Origin of the sequence: Ureibacillus sp. FSL W7-1570 (genome assembly GCF_038593265.1) — a bacterium.
GTDB lineage: Bacteria > Bacillota > Bacilli > Bacillales_A > Planococcaceae > Ureibacillus > Ureibacillus suwonensis.
In genome coordinates this window covers 1,753,590-1,771,416 of record NZ_CP151979.1, presented here as the reverse complement: position 1 = coordinate 1,771,416, position 17,827 = coordinate 1,753,590, and the positions used below count along the sequence as shown (strand labels likewise).

Sequence of the window (17,827 nt, the reverse complement as noted above, 5' to 3'; positions counted from 1 at the left end):
CCATCAAACACTGTATGTGCTAAGATTTGTTCTTAGCACTTTTTTTAATAGAAAAATGTTGTGGTAATTCCATAAATCACGCGCATATGATAAAAAAAGTGATTTTCCAAGAGAATACGGGAAAATCATGAAAGATGGGTGATGATCAAATGAAAAAGAATAATAGGGACTATATCGTTTCAAGGGAAAATTGGTCTTTACATCGCAAGGGATATCAAGACCAGCAACGGCATATGGAAAAAGTCAGGGAAGCCATAAAAAATAATTTGCCTGATTTAATCAGTGAAGAAAGCATCATTATGTCAAACGGCCGTGATGTCATTAAAATTCCGATCCGTTCTCTCGATGAATATAAAATTCGATACAATTACGGAAAATCCAAACATGTTGGGCAGGGGCAAGGAGACAGCAAAATCGGCGATATTGTCGCGCGGGATTCCCAAGGCGGAGCCCAAGGTCCAGGGAAAGGAAAAGAGGCGGGAAATCTGCCTGGCAGAGACTATTATGAAGCGGAAGTCAGTCTGGAAGAAGTGCAAAACATTTTATTCAGCGAATTGGAATTGCCGAATCTGGAACAAAAGGAACTGTCCAATATCATAACAGAAAAAATTGAATTCAACGATATCCGCAAAAAAGGGTTAATGGGGAATATAGACAAAAAACGCACCATCCTTTCAGCCATTAAGCGAAATGCGCTGAGAGGAAAGGCGCAAATTACGCCGATCACCGAGGAAGATTTGCGTTTTAAAACCTGGAATGAGGTAGTGAAACCGGAATCCAATGCGGTTGTATTAGCGATGATGGATACAAGTGGAAGTATGGGCAATTTTGAGAAATATTGCGCCCGGTCATTTTTCTTTTGGATGACCCGCTTTTTGCGGACGAAATACAAAAAAGTGGAAATTGAGTTTATTGCCCACAGTACGGAAGCGAAGGTCGTAACGGAAGAAGAATTTTTCACAAAAGGGGAAAGTGGAGGAACGATTTGTTCGTCCGCCTATTTGAAAGCGCTCGAGCTTATTAAACGGAAGTATAGCCCAAACCGTTACAATATATATCCAGTTCACTTTTCAGACGGTGAAAACATGTCCAGCGACAATGAAAAATGTTTGAAGCTTGTCGGTGAACTGATGAAAGTTTCCCAAATGTTCGGATATGGGGAAGTGAACGCTCTGAACCGTTATTCCACATTAATGAACACGTATAAAAAAATCGATAACCCGAAATTCCGCCATTATGTGATCCGGCAGAAAAGCGATGTCTACGAAGCGTTAAAAAGCATGTTCCGCAAACAGGAAGCGAATGCTTAAAGGGGTGAATGAAGTGGATAAAGAACTTCAAAAAGCAATCGATGAAATTACGGAAATCGCGATCGGATTCGGGTTGGATTTTTACCCAATGCGATATGAAATCTGCCCTGCGGATATCATTTATACAATCGGAGCCTACGGGATGCCGACGAGGTTTTCCCACTGGAGCTTCGGAAAGCAATTTTACAAAATGAAATTGCATTATGATTTGGGCCTTAGCCAAATATACGAACTTGTCATCAATTCGGATCCATGTTACGCCTTTTTGCTGGAATCCAACACCCTCACGCAAAACAAACTGATAGTTGCCCATGTATTGGCCCATTGCGATTTCTTTAAAAATAATGTCCGTTTTTCCAATACGAGAAGGGACATGGTGGAAAGCATGACGGCCACGGCTGAACGCATCGCAAGCTATGAACGGCAATATGGCAAATATGAAGTGGAACAATTTTTGGATGCGGTTTTGTCCATTCAGGAACATATCGATCCTTCTTTAATAAGACCGCAGTTATTGTACGAAGAGGAAGAAGAGGGTGAAGAAGAAAACATCATACTGCCAACACCTTACGACGATTTATGGAAGCTGGATGAACGGTTGGAGGAAAAAAAGGAACAGCCGAAGAAGCAAAAAAAGAAAAAATTTCCTCCAAAACCGGAGAAGGATTTGCTGCTGTTCATAGAACAATACAGCCGGGAGTTGGAAGAGTGGCAGCGGGACATCATGACCATGATGCGGGAAGAAATGTTGTATTTCTGGCCGCAACTTGAAACAAAAATCATGAATGAAGGATGGGCATCCTATTGGCATCAACGGATCATGCGGGAGCTTGATCTGGATACGGCTGAAACGATTGAATATGCGAAGCTCAATGCCGGGGTGCTCCAACCATCGAGAACCTCCATCAACCCTTATTATTTAGGATTAAAAATTTTTGAGGATATTGAACGGCGTTACGACAACCCGACGGAAGAAATGAAAAAAATGGGGGTCAAACCGGGATCAGGCAGGGAAAAAATCTTTGAAGTGCGGGAGATCGAATCGGATATTTCCTTCATCCGCAACTATTTGACAAAGGAACTGGTGGAACAAGAGGATCTATATTTGTTCGAGAAAAAAGGCAATACGTATCAAATTACGAACAAAGACTTTGAAAAAATCCGGGACCAACTTGTTTCGATGAGGGTGAACGGAGGATTTCCATACATCGTTGTTGAAGACGGGGATTATTTAAGAAACGGAGAATTGTATTTGAAACATTACTATGAAGGAATGGAACTGGATTCGTATTATTTGGAAAATGTATTGCCTTATATTTATCGTCTCTGGGGACGCCCTGTCCATATGGAAACGGTGGTTGAAGGAAAACCTGTCCTTTATTCTTATGATGGGAAACGGAATTCAAGAAAGACTCTATGAATCCATGATGGGTTTTGTTGAAGCTCATGAAAAAATTCATGGGCTTTTATTTTTTTATTGCTATGAATTTATTATGTTTACGAAGAAATAGCATCAACATCGCACTTAACGTTAGGTAACTCTTCTAAAATTTTGCTAATATAAAAGTATAGCACAATGGAACTAGTATTTTGAATTTTGTGTTATGCACCTAGGAGAGAAAAACAATTATGTTAAGAAAATTAAATTGGAAAAAAATCACTTGGGCTATTTTGTTTGTTTCATTATTGCTTTCGGTTATCTTTATCATTTCCCGGATGATCATGGCACCAGCGGAATTGAAAGCGATGGAGGAGCATGCGAAAGTCAAGACCGATTATGTTTTGATGCTTTTGCAATGCATTTCGGGATTATTGATTATGATGATTCCGACTTTCATTGAACGGAAAATTTCGATCGATATTCCCGACTCAATCGAAGTCATCTTTTACACTTTTCTCTTTTGTGCCATCTATTTGGGGGAAGTGAGAAACTTTTATTATTTGGTTCCTTATTGGGATACGATACTGCATGCATTCAGCGGAGTGATGCTGGGAGCCCTGGGATTCATTTTGGTGAGATTTTTGAATGAGTCAAAACATACACATATTCAATTAACCCCGTTTTTCGTTTCTTTTTTTGCTTTTTGTTTTGCGGTCACAATGGGGACATTGTGGGAAATTTATGAGTTTTTGGCAGATGGGCTTTTATCAACCAATATGCAAAAATTTATCGCATCGGATTTTACGGTGCTCATTGGAAGAGAAGCTTTGAGTGATACGATGATGGATTTGATTGTGGATACAGTGAGCGCATTTTTTATTTCCTTGTATGGTTACATCCAATTAAAAAGATGGGAGAAACAAGGTTATCTTTAATCTTTGATAAAGATGAAACAAGCGTGTAGAAAGTCAGACTCTACACGCTTTTTTGACATTCGGCAATATTAATAAGATTGCGTTTCCCGCCCTTTCTGAACGGCTTCTTCCACAGCCTTTTTCGCATTGTGAGCGCCAAGCGGATGGAACTCTTCCGCAATTTCTTCACGGTTTTTCTCTTTATTTTTTGCTTCCAATCCTTCCCGTAAGCGTCTTCCGTATTCTTCATCGGCCGCTTCCGCATAAGAAATCATCTTTTCTTGTATATCTTTTGGGCAAATGGACAAGTCGTTGACAAGGTTATTGATCAGCTCGTCTTTTTCCCATTGTTCGAAATTGCGGTAAGTTTCTCCCGCTTGTTTAAAATCATTTCTCCGGTCGATCGGTTCCCGTAAAAGTTCCCCTTCGATCCATGGAGTATGTTCTGTTCCGACTTGTTCCGCTTCTTTCAAGCCGCCCATGCTGGAAGGCTCATAGTTGACGTGCGGGTTTTGATTTGGCCCTTTATCGTTGTGGTACCGCATTATACCGCCTTCATGGTTTGTGGCCACCCGTTTTTTTGGAGCGTTGATCGGGAGTTGCAGGTAGTTGGCCCCAAGGCGATAGCGCTGCGTATCGGAATAGGCGAAGGTTCTTCCTTGCAGCATTTTGTCATCGGAGAAATCAAGCCCATCCACAAGTACGCCTGTTCCAAAGGCGGCTTGTTCCACTTCAAGAAAATAGTTTTCAGGATTTTTGTTCAACACCATTCGTCCAACAGGAAGCCATGGGAACTGATCTTTCGGCCAAAGTTTCGTGCAATCCAACGGGTCAAAGTCCAGCTCTGGATGAGGACCGTCCTCCATTATTTGAACGAACAATTCCCACTCCGGATAATCGCCTCTTTCGATGGCTTCATATAAATCCTGGGTGGCGTGGTTAAAGTTTTTCCCCTGTATTTCCTGGGCTTCCTTCGTCGTCAAATTCCTGATTCCCTGTTTTGGTTCCCAATGATATTTGACAAGAACCGCTTTTCCTTCACTGTTCACCCATTTGTAGGTATTTACTCCGGATCCCTGCATCATGCGGTAGTTTGCAGGAATTCCCCATGGGGAATAAATAAGGGTCACCATATGAAATGATTCCGGGGAATTCGCGCAAAAGTCAAAGAATCTTTTGGCGTCTTGAATATTTGTGACAGGATCCGGACGGAATGCGTGAATCATATCCGGAAATTTCATCGGATCCCGGATGAAGAAGATTTTTAAATTGTTACCGACCAGATCCCAGTTTCCATCTTCCGTATAAAACTTCACCGCAAAACCTCTTGGGTCCCGAACGGTCTCCGGGGAGTGGAGTCCGTGCACAACCGTTGAGAAACGGACGAATACAGGCGTTCTTTTTCCTTTTTCCTGGAACAATTTCGCTCTTGTATACTTTGAAGCGGGCTCGTTTCCGACGGTGCCGTAAGCTTCAAAGTAACCGTGGGCTCCGGCACCCCGTGCATGAACGATGCGCTCCGGAATTTTTTCCCGGTCAAAATGGCTGATCTTTTCAATGAAATCGTAGTTTTCCAGTAATGCCGGACCACGGTTACCGACTGTCCGGATGTTTTGATTGTCCGTCACCGGGTGGCCCTGACGGTTCGTTAATGTATCATCTTTTTCAATATTGGTCAGGTGTTTCTCATCGTTGTTTGTCATGATGTTCAACTCCATTATTAAATTGGCACAATAATTGGCAAAATCATCGGTTTTTTCTTCGTCTTTTCATATAAAAATTGTCCCACTTCTTTTTTGACGGCTTTTTTCATGGCAAAAAGATTCGGATCTTTCTCTTTGAAAGGTTCAATCGCTTTTCTTGCCATTTGATTGATATGGCGGATTAATTCCTCCGACTCTTTTGCATAGACAAAGCCTCTGGAAATGGAGTCCGGTTCTGATACCAGACTGCCGTCAGACTTGTCGATGGTAATGACAATGACGAGCATTCCTTCTTCTGACAACTGTTTTCGGTCTCTTAAGACGATATCTTCAATTCCTTCTTCACCAAATCCATCTACATAGGCATCTCCAGCCGGAATTTTTCTAGTTTGCCGTGCATCTTGATACTGAATATCCACCACATCGCCGTTGTTCAGAATGAAAATATTTTTTGGATCTACCCCGACATCTTCCGCCAATTTGGCATGCAAATGCATCATGCGGTATTCCCCGTGAATCGGTATAAAGTATTTTGGCTTCATTAATGTGAGCATCAGTTTCAAGTCTTCTTGATAGCCATGACCGGAAACATGCATTCCTGTTTTGCTGGCAGCACCGTAAATGACATTGGCGCCAAGTTTGAATAAGTTGTCCACAATTTTTGTGACATCTCTTTCGTTGCCAGGGATGGGGGACGCCGCAAAAATGACCGTATCTCCCGGGTCGATTCGAACATCCCGATTGCTGTTTGTAGAAAGTCTTGAAAGAGCGGCGAGAGGTTCACCCTGACTGCCTGTACAAAGAACAACGACTTTTTCGGACGGCCATTGTTTTACATCCTTTGCATCAATCAGCAGCCAATCAGGAATGTCGACATACCCGTATTTTTTGGCGACGCTGACGACATTCACCATGCTTCTGCCGAGCAAGGCTAGCTTACGGTCCGTCTTGATGGTTGCTTCAACGATCTGTTGTATACGATTAACATTGGATGCAAAGGTCGAAATAATAATTTTACCTGTTGCATTGAAGAAGGATTCTTCGATTTGTTTTCCCACTTCTCTTTCGGAAGGTGTCGACCCGGGCCGCTCCGCATTGGTGCTTTCCGAGATGAGAAGCAGCACACCGTCGTCTCCGGTCTTCGCCATTTTATGGATCTCTGAAAATTGCTGGTTTACAGGAGTGAGGTCAAATTTGAAGTCGCCTGTGTGAACCACTTTTCCCTCAGGCGTATGGAAGACGATGCCTAAGCAATCCGGTATGCTGTGGCTCACTTTAAAGAACGTCACTTGAATTTGGCCGAAATTCAATTCGGAGTCTGAATGAATTTCAATCAATGTGGATTCGCGGAAAATTTTATGCTCTTTCAGCTTTAATTCGATTAGTCCCAATGTAAATCGGGTCGCATACACGGGCACATTGATTTTTTTCAGAAAATACGGTATCCCTCCAATATGATCTTCGTGACCGTGGGTGACGATTATTCCCCGTATTTTATGTTGGTTTTCCAAAAGATAAGTAAAATCCGGAATGATTAAATCGACACCCAAAAAAGACCGATCGGCAAACTTTCCTCCACAGTCCACTATCACTAAATCATCGCCGTATTCAATCACATACATATTTTTCCCAATCTCGTTGATTCCACCGAGTGCAAAAATTGAAAGCATATCTTTAGATGACAAAATCATCCCCTCAATCCATCAAATTTCCTTTTATCAGTATTGGTTTTTCTTTTGTTTCATATACAGTGGAAAACAAAAAGGGCCTGCTTCCCAAATACCTTTGGGAGGCAGGCTGAACGGCTAATTTGATAATGCACGCATGATGGCGCTTGGATTGAATCCGACAATCCATTGGCCGTCAATTTCGATTTGAGGAACGCCCATTTGTCCGGTTTTGTTAACCAGATCAAACATGAGTTGAGGACTCTCTTCCACATTAATTTCTTTGAAAGGGATGTTTTGTTGCAGCAAAAAGTTTTTCACCATGACGCAATAAGGACAACTGCTCGTTGTATACACTGTTACGCTCTTCAAAAAATTTTCCCCCTTTTTCAAATTTTATAAATACCCCTATATGTATATTATTTAATTTCGAATTAAATGTCCATTTATAAGTATTTTATTTCGTATTATTCATTTTTACCTACAAGGGTATAAAACGACAAAATTGAACCGAATAATCATAAATCTCTTTTTCACGAATAGTATGGTTAATAAATAATAGAAAGATTGGAGTTTTGACGAATGATTTTACTAGAGGTGATGATGGAATGACTCTCATTATTTGCGTGTTGGAAATAGTCTATTTGTTTTTATGGATGGGCTCGGGAAACAAGATATTTTTCCTTGTCGCATTGGCCATTTTTCTCTGGTGGATTTATGAAATGCGCAAAGAGGCGAAAATCCGCCAAGAGAAAATCGAACAGGATACGATTCAGAAACTGGAAAGAATTCCCCATAACAGAAGAGCGGTTTCGGAAGATTGTTTATCGGCCATATTATTGGACGAGACCGCAGAAACCTTTTACTATCTGCAAAGGGAAGATGTTGAATCGAATTTCAAAAAGAAGAGCTATTCATTCGATGAAATCTACGAATGCGCCATTGCGGTAAACGACAGTATATGCTGCCTCATCTCGAAAGGGGGCATTCATGGATGGTCAATTCTTCAAGATGATGTTGAAATCTATAATGAAGAGGATTTTAAAGAAGAGGATACCATCAAGAAATTAAGTTTAAAAATCATTGTAGATGATCTTTCAAAACCCCTGATTGAATTCACATTCTTCGAGGACAAACGCGGCATTGAAAAAGACTCTGATGAATATGAGGAAATATGGCGGGAGTGCAAAAAATGGCATCAAAAAATCAGCGTCATCATTAAACGGGACAACCGGGAAAGGGACAAGATTGCGGTAAACAGCTGGGCTCACAATTAGTTTGTTGGGAACGATCCTGAAAGGTTCAGTAAGGGTCGTTTTTTTATGGAAATTGTTATTTTTTATTCACAACTTTTATGTATTCCATCGGTTACAATTGTTTTAAAGATGTATATAAAATATTACTTTTAGAGAGTGTGATTGGAATGTTTAATCGAGATTATAATCAAAATCCCTTTATTGTCATTTGGGAGTTGACGAGGGCTTGTCAGCTGCATTGTTTGCATTGCCGCGCGGAAGCCCAGCACCACCGACATCCTTTGGAACTCGATTTTGAAGAAGGAAAAGCATTGATTGATCAGATTTATGAAATGGATAATCCGATGCTTGTCTTCACAGGAGGGGATCCCCTTGAGAGGGAAGATGTATTTGATTTGGCGGAATACGCAATCTCAAAAGGGATGAGGGTATCGATGACTCCATCGGCGACTCCGAATGTGACAAAAGAAGCCATTCAGAAGGCGAAAGAAATTGGGCTTGCAAGATGGGCGTTCAGTTTGGATGGGCATTGTGCGGAAGTGCATGACCATTTCCGGGGGACAAGCGGTTCATTTAATCTGACAATGAAAGCGATTTCATTTATACATGAGTTGGATTTGCCTTTGCAGATCAATACGGTCATCTCCCGCTACAATGTTGATTATTTGGATGAAATGGCAAAATTGGTGGAGGATTTGAATTGTGTTTTATGGAGCGTTTTTTTCCTTGTTCCAACCGGCAGAGGGAAAGAATCGGATATGATTTCCCCTGTAGAACATGAGAAGGTGTTCCGATGGCTTTATGATTTGTCGAAGAGAGTGCCTTTTGACATTAAAACAACGGCTGCCCAGCATTACCGCCGCGTCGTCATCCAGCAAAAATTCCGGGAACGCCAAGGAATGGTCGACCTTGACCATATTGATTATGAGGATGCATTAATGAAGGGGAAAACTGGCCAATTTGACGGCTTGGGAAGGGCTCCGCAAGGCGTCAATGACGGGAACGGCTTTTTGTTCATTTCCCATATAGGAGATGTCTATCCAAGCGGGCTCTTGCCAATTAAGGCAGGAAATGTACGCAAAACTCCATTGGCAGAAATCTATCGGGAATCAGAGATTTTTAAGAATCTAAGAAATCCGGATTTGTACAAAGGAAAATGCGGAGTGTGCGAATTCAATAAAGTATGCGGGGGTTCCCGTTCAAGAGCGTACAGTGTGACGGGAGATTATATGGAAAGCGAGCTGTATTGTGTATATATTCCAAAAGCAATGCGCAAGAAAGCCAAAGTGGAATAGGATATCAAATAGATGCCATAGGCGGTGAAGGGAATATCTTTTTCGCATATGGCATCCTTTTAGTTATATGTATTGAATGGGGTGAAAACAAAGGGGACATCGGATGATGAGACGCCCCCAAAACATTAATAATGGATGTATACTGCTGTTCCATTGGGCACGATGCTTGCCAATTCTTCCACATCTTCATTCCGCATGCGGATGCAGCCTTTCGAAACGGCATAGCCGATGGAACTGGGATCATCCGTGCCATGGATGCCATAGGTTTCTTTTGAAAGAGTGAGCCACATCGTGCCAAATGGACCTCCCGGGTTAGGGGCTCTGTTGACAATGACAAAGTTTCCGGTAGGCGTTTCGAATAGCATCCGCCCCACAGCGATTGGGTAGGTTTTTACTAAAACTCCGTTGTTGTATAAGGATAAAGTGCGGTTATTGATGGATACATCGATTTCATATGGAATTGTACTTGGATCGGGCAATCCGGGAATATTGATCGGTTGACCGACATATAACAAATCCGGGTTTGTAATTTGAGGATTGTTTTCCAATAAAATAAGGTATTCCACCCGATAATCCCTTGCAATTTGTGCAAGGGTTTCCCCTGGTTTCACATAATGAATCATCAGCGCACCTCCAGCCTTATTCACTAAATACATATTATTCCGGGCAATTGTAATCGGTGCGGATAATCGGTATTTTGATAAGGCTGGATGAAGTTTTATGTAAGTGTTGCGAGAACTTCAAATTTCTTATGTTTCCCTGAAGTCAAAAAACGAACCGGTCCGGACCGTTTAGACTTTTGCAATCCACATATCTCAAACTGGACTGACCAGGCAATCCCGTCCGCTGCTTTTCGCTTTATATAAGTTTTGATCCGCATAATATACCGCTTCCAATATGTCGATTTCATCCTTTAATTCAGCCAGCCCGATGGAAACGGTCAAGTTGACCTTTGTGTCATTACTATATACGAAGGAAGTATGTTTGATTTCTTCGCGTATTTTTTCCAATATGCTTTTGGCTGAATCCAAATCCGTTTCCCCTAAATAAATGATGAATTCTTCTCCCCCAAATCGTCCGGCAACCAAATGATGGGATTCATATTTTTTTAATATATTCGCCACTTCCGCTAAAATTTTGTCACCGAATAGATGACCATATGTATCGTTCACTTTTTTAAAAAAATCAATATCGAGCATGGCAATATAATGGCAAGGTTTTAATGAAACGGTTTTCTCTTCGACCACTTCATAAAATTTTCTCTTATTTACGAGTTTTGTCAGCGGGTCTTCATCAGCCATTTTTTCCAACTGGCTATTTAAAAATTTCCTTTGTCGATCTTGCATGATGAACATATAAAGAATGGCTGATGTTGCAACAAATGAGGTAACGCGGGTCAGTGCGGTCTCCTTGAAAATTTCAAAGCCGTTTGGAACAAGAAAAATGATAGGAAAATCACAAACAAACCAGCATAAAAGGATAATTAAAATTTTTTCGATATAATGCTTTTTCAATTGGGAACGGGGATGGAAGGCAAGAGCTATAATTGTTGGCAGCACCATTCCGAAGATAATCCCCGGAACCATCCCGTTTCCACCCATAAAAAATCTCCAAGCGGATGCGATCAACAACGCCGGAATTGCAATCCATCCTTGCAAATACGCCAAGAAAACGAGAGGAATGAACCGCATATCGACAAAATATCCTTCATGTAAATGGATCGGCAAATAGAAAAGCGATATTGCACAGCCGGAACTCAGCGCAATTGTAATGGCGATTCTTAATGGATGGGGGATTTTTTTCTGGTTGTCCAATATAAAAGTCATCGTTAAATGCATCAGCAAAATGACCGCTATGTTTGAAAGGATTGATTGTAACAAAAGGTTTGCACCCTTTCTAACTATTGCTTTCCGAACGATCAAGAAAAATATAAACTGTCAATAATTTTATCATATTTATGATAATTGTAAGAATAAAGTTTTAGAAAATAGAAGAAATTTCATGTTAAAATATAAAATTATAGTATGGGTGAAACTTTGCATGGAGGCAATTATGAGCAAATATATAGGGGAAATCATGTTGTTTACAACAGCCATTATTTGGGGGAGCGGATTTGCATTCAGTGCGATTTCTTTGGATTACTTTACTCCCTATCAAATATTGGCTATCCGTTTTTCTGTTGGAGTATTGATTTTGAGTATCATATTTTATAATCGATTGAAACATATTAAGAAATCGACAATCAAGAGAGGCTTCATTTTGGGGTTTCTTTTATATTTGGCGTTTCTGCTGCAAACGGTCGGCTTGCAATATACAACTCCATCAAAAAATGCTTTTATTACAGCCATCAATGTAGTCATAGTTCCATTTATCGCTTTTTTTATGGACAAAAGGAAAGTCGATAAATTTGAGTTGTCGGGAGCATTTTTGGCGATTATCGGCATCGGCTTCCTTTCGTTGCAATTGTCCGTTGCCGACATCAATGTGGGGGATCTTCTGACATTAGGGTGTGCATTTGGTTTCGCTTATCAAATTTATTACACAGCCAAATATGTGAAAGATGAAGATCCGATATTGCTGACAATTGTTCAAATGGGAGCTGCTGCCCTTTTTGCGTGGCTATTTGTGCTGGCAAAGGGGGAAGTCGATTTCAGCCTTGAATGGAAAGGGGTACTTTCCACTTTGTATTTGGGGATTTTCTCCACAACGCTTGCATACTGTTTCCAAACAATGGCCCAAAAATTTACGAGCGAAACAAAAACAGCGATCATCTTATCGACAGAGGCCTTATGGGGAATGGTTTTCTCCGTCATCATATTAAGCGAAGTGTTGACGGGAAGAATGATCATTGGAGCCGCCTTGATTTTAACTGCCATTATTTTGGCGGAAACAAAGCCGGACTTTTTCAAAGGAAAAAGTTTGGAAGATATTAAAGAAATAAAATGATGAATCTCGGTGGAAAAACGGTCTTTTGGCAAAATCCTGGAGAGTTCTCCGGGATTTTTTTTGGATTGTTCCCGTATAAAAAATAAAACAAAGGAAAGAAGTCAATGTTTTCCGGTTACAGCACTTGTTGTAATGCCGACAACCGTAATCGCAATAATCGATAATAGCAATGTGCTGGCGGAGAGTAAAATTCCACCGATTAAAACAATAATGGAATCAATCAGTAAAATAATGATGCCCACATTGATTTTCGTTTTGTCGCTGATAAATTGGGCCAATAAATCGGTTCCTCCGGTGCTTGTATCAAATCTCAGCATCATCCCGATTCCAAATCCTACAAATACCCCACCGATAATTGCCGCGATGAAGGAGTTAATGTGCAACAGGGAACGAAGAGGCATAAAAATATCGATGATCACAGAAGAGACTAATAAACCGTGGACACTGTTATAAAAATAATGTCTATATTTGAACCACGCCAAAATGAAAATTGGCATGCTCAATACAATGACCATCAGTCCGATTTTGAGGTGGAAAAGGTAATGCAAAATAAGGGAGAGGCCAATTATGCCCCCGTCCAATATTTCATTCGGTGCCAAGAAAAGATTGATTCCGATGGATAACAAAATGCTTCCAAGAAGGATGGCCAGTCCCTTCTGTACATAGTACATGAACATTCCTCCATCTAGCAGGACATGCACTATTGTATGAAAGGACAATAAAGAAAATGCTTAATTGTTTTGCACCGATTCGAAAGGGATTATTCGCCCGTTTCTTATAAGGAAATAATTGCGGGAATGCCTGCTTTCATGATTGGAAGAAAATGAGCGGCAACCATGATGAATAATTCACATTAAATTTAGCATGATAAAGGCATAACACTTATGGAGGTGCAAAGATGGCAAATAACAATAAACAATTTACGCAAACAGGAACAAATATTGAAGAAGTGAAACGTCAAAATGCTCAAGGCAGCAGTTCAACATTCGGAACGAATCCCCAAAAAGTGAGGGAAGAAATTGCTCAGGAAGGCGGCTTTGGGAATCAAAGCTTCTCACAACCAAGCCAACCTGGTAAAACACCTGCAGGAACGGACATCCAGCAAGTGAGGGAAGAAATCGCCCAAGAGAGCGGTTTTGCAAATCCAAATAAACCACAGCCAAGCCCTGCTCCAGGTAAAACACCCGCAGGAACGGACATCCAGCAAGTGAGGGAAGAAATCGCCCAAGAGAGCGGTTTTGCAAATCCAAATAAACCTCAACCAAGCCCTGCTCCAGGTAAAACACCCGCAGGAACGGACATCCAACAAGTGAGGGAAGAAATCGCCCAAGAGAGCGGTTTTGCAAGTCCAAATAAACCACAGCCAAGCCCGGCTCCTGCCAAAACACCAGCTGGAACAAACATCCAACAAGTGAAAGAAGAAATTGCCGAAGAAAGCGGATTCCAACCGCAACAACGGTTCAGAAAGAATCAGCCGAATTCTTAATAGGAAAAGAGGCTGGGACAAAAGATAAAAAACACCATTTTCTCCCGGGAGAAAATGGTGTTTTTTTGATAATTGAAGAAAATTGATTTCCGTTCCGGGGACGCTTTCCGCGGGCCCGGCTCGAGCCTCCTCGGAGCTCAATCCTTCGCTCCTGCGGGGTCTCGAGACTCGGGCTGTTCCCGCAGGAAAGCTTTTGCTTTGCGACTAAGCGTGCGCGACAGGAGCACTCGCCCCGTCACTCCAATCAATTTTTTACAAAAATTCTTTTTGCAGCTCGTTCACTTTATTAGTTATGTCCCAGCCTCATTTCATTATTTTGTACGATTTTTAATTTTTTATCAAAGTCAAAATTTGCTAGTATGGAATTAGAACAGACGAGGTGTGAGGTGACATTCATGCAAAACAGAAAAATTATCGGGTTGCAAAAATTGGGAACGCAATGGACTACAGAAAGCCCTTTTATTTTGACTGCATATCACAAAGACATGTATCCGCCGGGCAACGAAGAGCAGGGAGTAGACGCGGAACTGCTGGAAGGACGGGACCTGGGGGAAGATTTTAAATTAAAGGATGGCTTTCGTATGTACCATGGAAAGGCGATTCCCGGATTTCCCGTTCATCCTCACAAAGGGTATGAAACAGTCACAATCGTTCTGCAAGGGGTAGTTGATCACTTCGATTCCAGGGGGTCTGTTTGCCGATATGCAAGCGGCGATGTCCAATGGTTGACTGCGGGGAAAGGATGCCAGCATTCTGAAATGTTTCCGCTTGTCAATAAGGAACAGACAAATCCACTTGAATTGTTTCAAATTTGGTTAAACTTGGATCAAAAAGGAAAAAAAGCGGAACCGGAATACCGAATGTTTTGGAGAGAAGATATCCCGGTTATTGAAAATGATTTCGATGGAAACAAAACAACAGTGAAAGTGATTGCCGGGGAAATGTATGGAATCACGGCTTTGGAACCGAACATGGCTTCTTGGGCGAAAAATAATAACCATCATGTGGGGATTTATTTGATACATATGGAGCCGGGAGCCATCATGACTCTTCCGAAAGTATCGGGTACCATCAATAGGAATTTGTATTATTATGAAGGGGGAACAATACAAATTGATGGTGCGGCGATACAAGCGAATTATCGCTGCAAACTGGCAGGGGACGAAGAGATTGTTATCCAAAACGGAGATCAATACAGTTCCATCCTTGTATTGGAAGGTGAGCCGATCAATGAGCCCGTTGCTCAATTCGGTCCTTTTGTGATGAATAAAAAGGAAGAAATTTATGCGACTTTTGCCGAATATAATAAAACAAAATTTGGCGGTTGGAAATGGGATAGACCGGATCCCGTGAATCATAGAGATGCGGGCAGATTTGCCAAATATCCGGATGGGATCATCGAAAAGCCGGGAGAATAAAAATTAAGGGTTTCAAGCAAGGAAACTTTCCTTGCTTGAAACCCTTATTCCACATTTCGTACGACAAGCACATCACATTTTGCGGAAGTGACGATATGCTGTGTGACAGATCCCAAAAAGATTTGTTCAGCAGGAGTCAATCCCGTTGCACCGCAGATGATTAAATCCGCATTCACTCTTTCGGCGACATCGATTGGAATCAGTTTTTTCGGGGAACCTTTTTCAATGATCACTTCAACATCTTCTATGTTTTGGGATGTTGCCTCTTTGCGGTATTGGTCCATCCGTTTATTTATTTCTTCAAGATTTCGCGTCAAAATTTCTTTATATTTTTTTGCCCTTGCTACACGGGTTGTATCAATAATCGTCACCAATTTTAAAGAAGCCTGATTTTCTTTCGCAATCCTAATTCCTTCATGAAGAGCCGCCTCAGACTCTTTTGAACCATCCATAGCGACTAAAATGTTTTTATAATTCGCGATCATGCCAATCACTCCTTTTGTTGGAAATATTATATCATGAAAGCGCATACAAAAATTTTGCAATATTGTGGAAGAATCATCCGTTTATGTTTATAAATCGATAATATGCTGATTCATGAAAAAAATTGCAAAACGGGGTTTCCAAAAAGCGAAATTGAAGGAATGAAAAAAGCCGGGGCAGAAATCTTCTTTCCGCCTCGGCTTATCAAGATTTTATCAAATTATTTCAACACATCGTGATCCACGTAACGTTCGCCGTTCAGTTCACTGATGACATTGATGGCAACCTTCGCACCGTCACCCGCTGTAATGATGGTATGGACGCTCACACCTGCGCATGTACCAGCAGCCCAGATGCCTTCCACATTTGTTTTGCCATTTGCGTCCACATCAAAAATAGTTTTTACTCTTGGCTCAGTTCCTGGTTTCGTATTAAGTCCGATGCTTTCCGCCAGATCAGTTAAAAAACCTGTGGCAAGGATGACATGTTTTGCTTCCACTTCGCCATTTTCATATTGGAGTTTAAATCCGTTTTCAGTTTTTGAAATGCCTGTCACTTTTGCTTCAATCAGTTCAGCACCGTAATGTTTAGCTTGTTCAATTCCTGTTTTCACCAATTCCGGTCCAGTAATTTCTTTCACGCCGTAGTGATTGTAAAGCATTGCACGTTTTGTTACGCCTTGGTCGCTGTCCAAAATCACCGTTTTCTTTCCTGCTTTTGCCGTAAAAATCGCAGCGCTTCCTCCGGCTGGTCCTGCGCCGATAATTGCTACATCATACATAAGCCATATCCCTCCTAAAATCTTCTATATTTATAATTCTACCAAAATAAAAGCACCGACTCTAAAAATATGGCTTTTTTTTCAAAAATTAAGGAGATTGTTTGATATTCCACTGATCGAGTATTACGATTTTATTAGCGACAGTTTTTGATTTTTGGAGGGGTTTGCAGTGGCAAGTTTATTGTCAATCGACTGGGACTACTTCATATCCGCTGAAAATCAAGAAATAACATCAAGTGTTGAAAATAAAAGAACGATCAATGATTTATGGTATAAGCGTTATTTTCAATACAAATCCTATGGAAAAGATTTTGAAAAATCTTTTGCCCTTTCGAAAGATGTTGATTTTTTCTGGAATAAAATCAAACAATTTTTCCGATGGGATCAAGAAGTGAACGTTTATGTATCGGATTCCCATGCTTTATCATACAAAATCGCGGAAAAATTTAATGTGGATGAAGTGTATCTTTTTGATGCCCATTCGGATCTGGGATACGGCGGGCTTGCTTCATTGCAGTTCGAAGTCAATTGTGCCAACTGGCTTGGAAAACTTTTGAAAAATGGAATCATCAGTAAAGCGTATATCATCTACAGTCCTTTTACGAAGGAAAAGCCGGAATTTTTTAAAGAAATCAATAAAGCATTCAACATACAATATTTAAAATTTGATGATTTGTATGAAGGGATCAAAACCGCCGCCATCCATATTTGCCGTTCAGGGGCATGGAGTCCGCCTTGGTTTGATGGAAAATTTGTGGAATTCGTCAGAACTCTTGGATTGCCTTACAAAGTCTATCAATGTCCTATCAGAAAATGGAACCCGAACAATGTGACTTTTGCGCAAAAATTGGAGTATATGATGGCATGAATCTTCATTGATGAATAAAGCGGTACCGTCAACACATACTACCATAAAGGAGTGTGTTGCATATGAAAAAAGATTCATTGCCGGATTCAAAGAAGAAATTTGCTGATATTCCATATGAAGAAAAACCGGACCGGGTGCCATCAGACAATATCAGCCTTTTTGATTTGCATGAGGATATGCAGACAGTGGATTCGATTCCGGTGGATGAACTCAATAAACGGGTGAAAGCGGAAGGGGACGAGTTATTGGAAGAACTGTTCCGCAAAGAATCGCCGGATGAAAAGCATCATTTTGACAACGCTTAAAGCGGGGACAAAGC

18 protein-coding genes are annotated in these 17,827 nt (G+C 41.1%); 10 read left to right on the top strand and 8 right to left on the bottom strand.

What is annotated here, in order from left to right:
* Positions 1 to 149: 149 nt before the first annotated feature.
* The 3 genes from yhbH to NST13_RS08840 all read left to right on the top strand — a co-directional run bounded on the left by yhbH (position 150) and on the right by NST13_RS08840 (position 3,626).
* A complete protein-coding gene (yhbH, locus tag NST13_RS08850; RefSeq protein WP_342580427.1) occupies positions 150 to 1,310 on the top strand; it encodes a sporulation protein YhbH in 1,161 nt (386 codons plus the stop codon).
* Positions 1,303 to 2,730 carry a SpoVR family protein gene (locus tag NST13_RS08845; RefSeq protein WP_342468492.1) on the top strand — a complete coding sequence of 476 codons (1,428 nt, stop codon included), beginning with the start codon at positions 1,303 to 1,305 and terminating at the stop codon, positions 2,728 to 2,730. The genes yhbH and NST13_RS08845 overlap by 8 nt, the downstream gene beginning before the upstream one ends.
* Before the next feature lie 209 nt (positions 2,731 to 2,939).
* Complete coding sequence (locus NST13_RS08840) at positions 2,940 to 3,626, top strand: hypothetical protein (protein ID WP_342580426.1); 687 nt, start codon at positions 2,940 to 2,942, stop codon at positions 3,624 to 3,626.
* A 68-nt stretch (positions 3,627 to 3,694) separates the two neighbouring features.
* Here NST13_RS08840 and NST13_RS08835 read toward each other — a convergent pair whose 3' ends face one another.
* From NST13_RS08835 to NST13_RS08825, 3 genes are all read right to left on the bottom strand, one after another.
* The gene (locus NST13_RS08835; RefSeq protein ID WP_342468494.1) at positions 3,695 to 5,308 is read right to left on the bottom strand and encodes a catalase; all 1,614 of its coding nucleotides are present in this window, start codon (positions 5,306 to 5,308) and stop codon (positions 3,695 to 3,697) included.
* A gap of 17 nt (positions 5,309 to 5,325) precedes the next feature.
* The gene (locus tag NST13_RS08830) at positions 5,326 to 6,996 is read right to left on the bottom strand and encodes a ribonuclease J (protein WP_342471243.1); all 1,671 of its coding nucleotides are present in this window, start codon (positions 6,994 to 6,996) and stop codon (positions 5,326 to 5,328) included.
* A 117-nt stretch (positions 6,997 to 7,113) separates the two neighbouring features.
* Positions 7,114 to 7,347: a glutaredoxin family protein gene (locus NST13_RS08825; protein ID WP_342468495.1), complete on the bottom strand. Its 234-nt coding sequence runs from the start codon at positions 7,345 to 7,347 to the stop codon at positions 7,114 to 7,116.
* 236 nt (positions 7,348 to 7,583) lie between these two features.
* On the opposite strand from NST13_RS08825, the gene NST13_RS08820 reads away from it, so the two are divergent.
* Together NST13_RS08820 and NST13_RS08815 are read left to right on the top strand one after the other, a co-directional pair.
* Positions 7,584 to 8,252: a hypothetical protein gene (locus NST13_RS08820; protein ID WP_342580425.1), complete on the top strand. Its 669-nt coding sequence runs from the start codon at positions 7,584 to 7,586 to the stop codon at positions 8,250 to 8,252.
* Between the two features lie 146 nt (positions 8,253 to 8,398).
* Positions 8,399 to 9,526, top strand: a complete 1,128-nt coding sequence (locus tag NST13_RS08815; RefSeq protein ID WP_342580424.1) for a TIGR04053 family radical SAM/SPASM domain-containing protein — start codon at positions 8,399 to 8,401, stop codon at positions 9,524 to 9,526.
* Between the two features lie 125 nt (positions 9,527 to 9,651).
* On the opposite strand, the gene NST13_RS08810 is transcribed toward NST13_RS08815, so the two are convergent.
* Positions 9,652 to 10,149: a L,D-transpeptidase family protein gene (locus tag NST13_RS08810; protein ID WP_342468498.1), complete on the bottom strand. Its 498-nt coding sequence runs from the start codon at positions 10,147 to 10,149 to the stop codon at positions 9,652 to 9,654.
* A gap of 192 nt (positions 10,150 to 10,341) precedes the next feature.
* Complete coding sequence (locus NST13_RS08805; RefSeq protein WP_342580423.1) at positions 10,342 to 11,406, bottom strand: diguanylate cyclase; 1,065 nt, start codon at positions 11,404 to 11,406, stop codon at positions 10,342 to 10,344.
* Between the two features lie 172 nt (positions 11,407 to 11,578).
* Between NST13_RS08805 and NST13_RS08800 the strand changes: the two genes are divergently transcribed.
* Positions 11,579 to 12,472, top strand: coding sequence for a DMT family transporter (locus NST13_RS08800; RefSeq protein ID WP_342580422.1), 894 nt, complete (start codon positions 11,579 to 11,581; stop codon positions 12,470 to 12,472).
* 101 nt (positions 12,473 to 12,573) lie between these two features.
* Here the strand turns inward: NST13_RS08800 and NST13_RS08795 are convergent, their stop codons facing one another.
* Positions 12,574 to 13,143: a YitT family protein gene (locus NST13_RS08795; RefSeq protein ID WP_342580421.1), complete on the bottom strand. Its 570-nt coding sequence runs from the start codon at positions 13,141 to 13,143 to the stop codon at positions 12,574 to 12,576.
* Positions 13,144 to 13,370: 227 nt separating this feature from the next.
* On the opposite strand from NST13_RS08795, the gene NST13_RS08790 reads away from it, so the two are divergent.
* The gene (locus NST13_RS08790) at positions 13,371 to 13,958 is read left to right on the top strand and encodes a hypothetical protein (RefSeq protein WP_342580420.1); all 588 of its coding nucleotides are present in this window, start codon (positions 13,371 to 13,373) and stop codon (positions 13,956 to 13,958) included.
* 395 nt (positions 13,959 to 14,353) lie between these two features.
* Positions 14,354 to 15,376 (top strand): pirin family protein, encoded by a 1,023-nt coding sequence (locus NST13_RS08785; protein ID WP_342468504.1) that lies wholly within the window; start codon positions 14,354 to 14,356, stop codon positions 15,374 to 15,376.
* 44 nt (positions 15,377 to 15,420) lie between these two features.
* Here the strand turns inward: NST13_RS08785 and NST13_RS08780 are convergent, their stop codons facing one another.
* Positions 15,421 to 15,861, bottom strand: a complete 441-nt coding sequence (locus NST13_RS08780) for a universal stress protein (RefSeq protein ID WP_342468505.1) — start codon at positions 15,859 to 15,861, stop codon at positions 15,421 to 15,423.
* Between the two features lie 218 nt (positions 15,862 to 16,079).
* On the bottom strand, positions 16,080 to 16,640 hold the full coding sequence (locus NST13_RS08775) for an FAD-dependent oxidoreductase (RefSeq protein ID WP_342580419.1): 561 nt from the start codon (positions 16,638 to 16,640) through the stop codon (positions 16,080 to 16,082).
* Positions 16,641 to 16,809: 169 nt separating this feature from the next.
* On the opposite strand from NST13_RS08775, the gene NST13_RS08770 reads away from it, so the two are divergent.
* Positions 16,810 to 17,508 carry an arginase gene (locus NST13_RS08770; protein WP_342580418.1) on the top strand — a complete coding sequence of 233 codons (699 nt, stop codon included), beginning with the start codon at positions 16,810 to 16,812 and terminating at the stop codon, positions 17,506 to 17,508.
* A 62-nt stretch (positions 17,509 to 17,570) separates the two neighbouring features.
* Positions 17,571 to 17,813, top strand: a complete 243-nt coding sequence (locus tag NST13_RS08765; protein WP_342468508.1) for a hypothetical protein — start codon at positions 17,571 to 17,573, stop codon at positions 17,811 to 17,813.
* Positions 17,814 to 17,827: the final 14 nt, after the last annotated feature.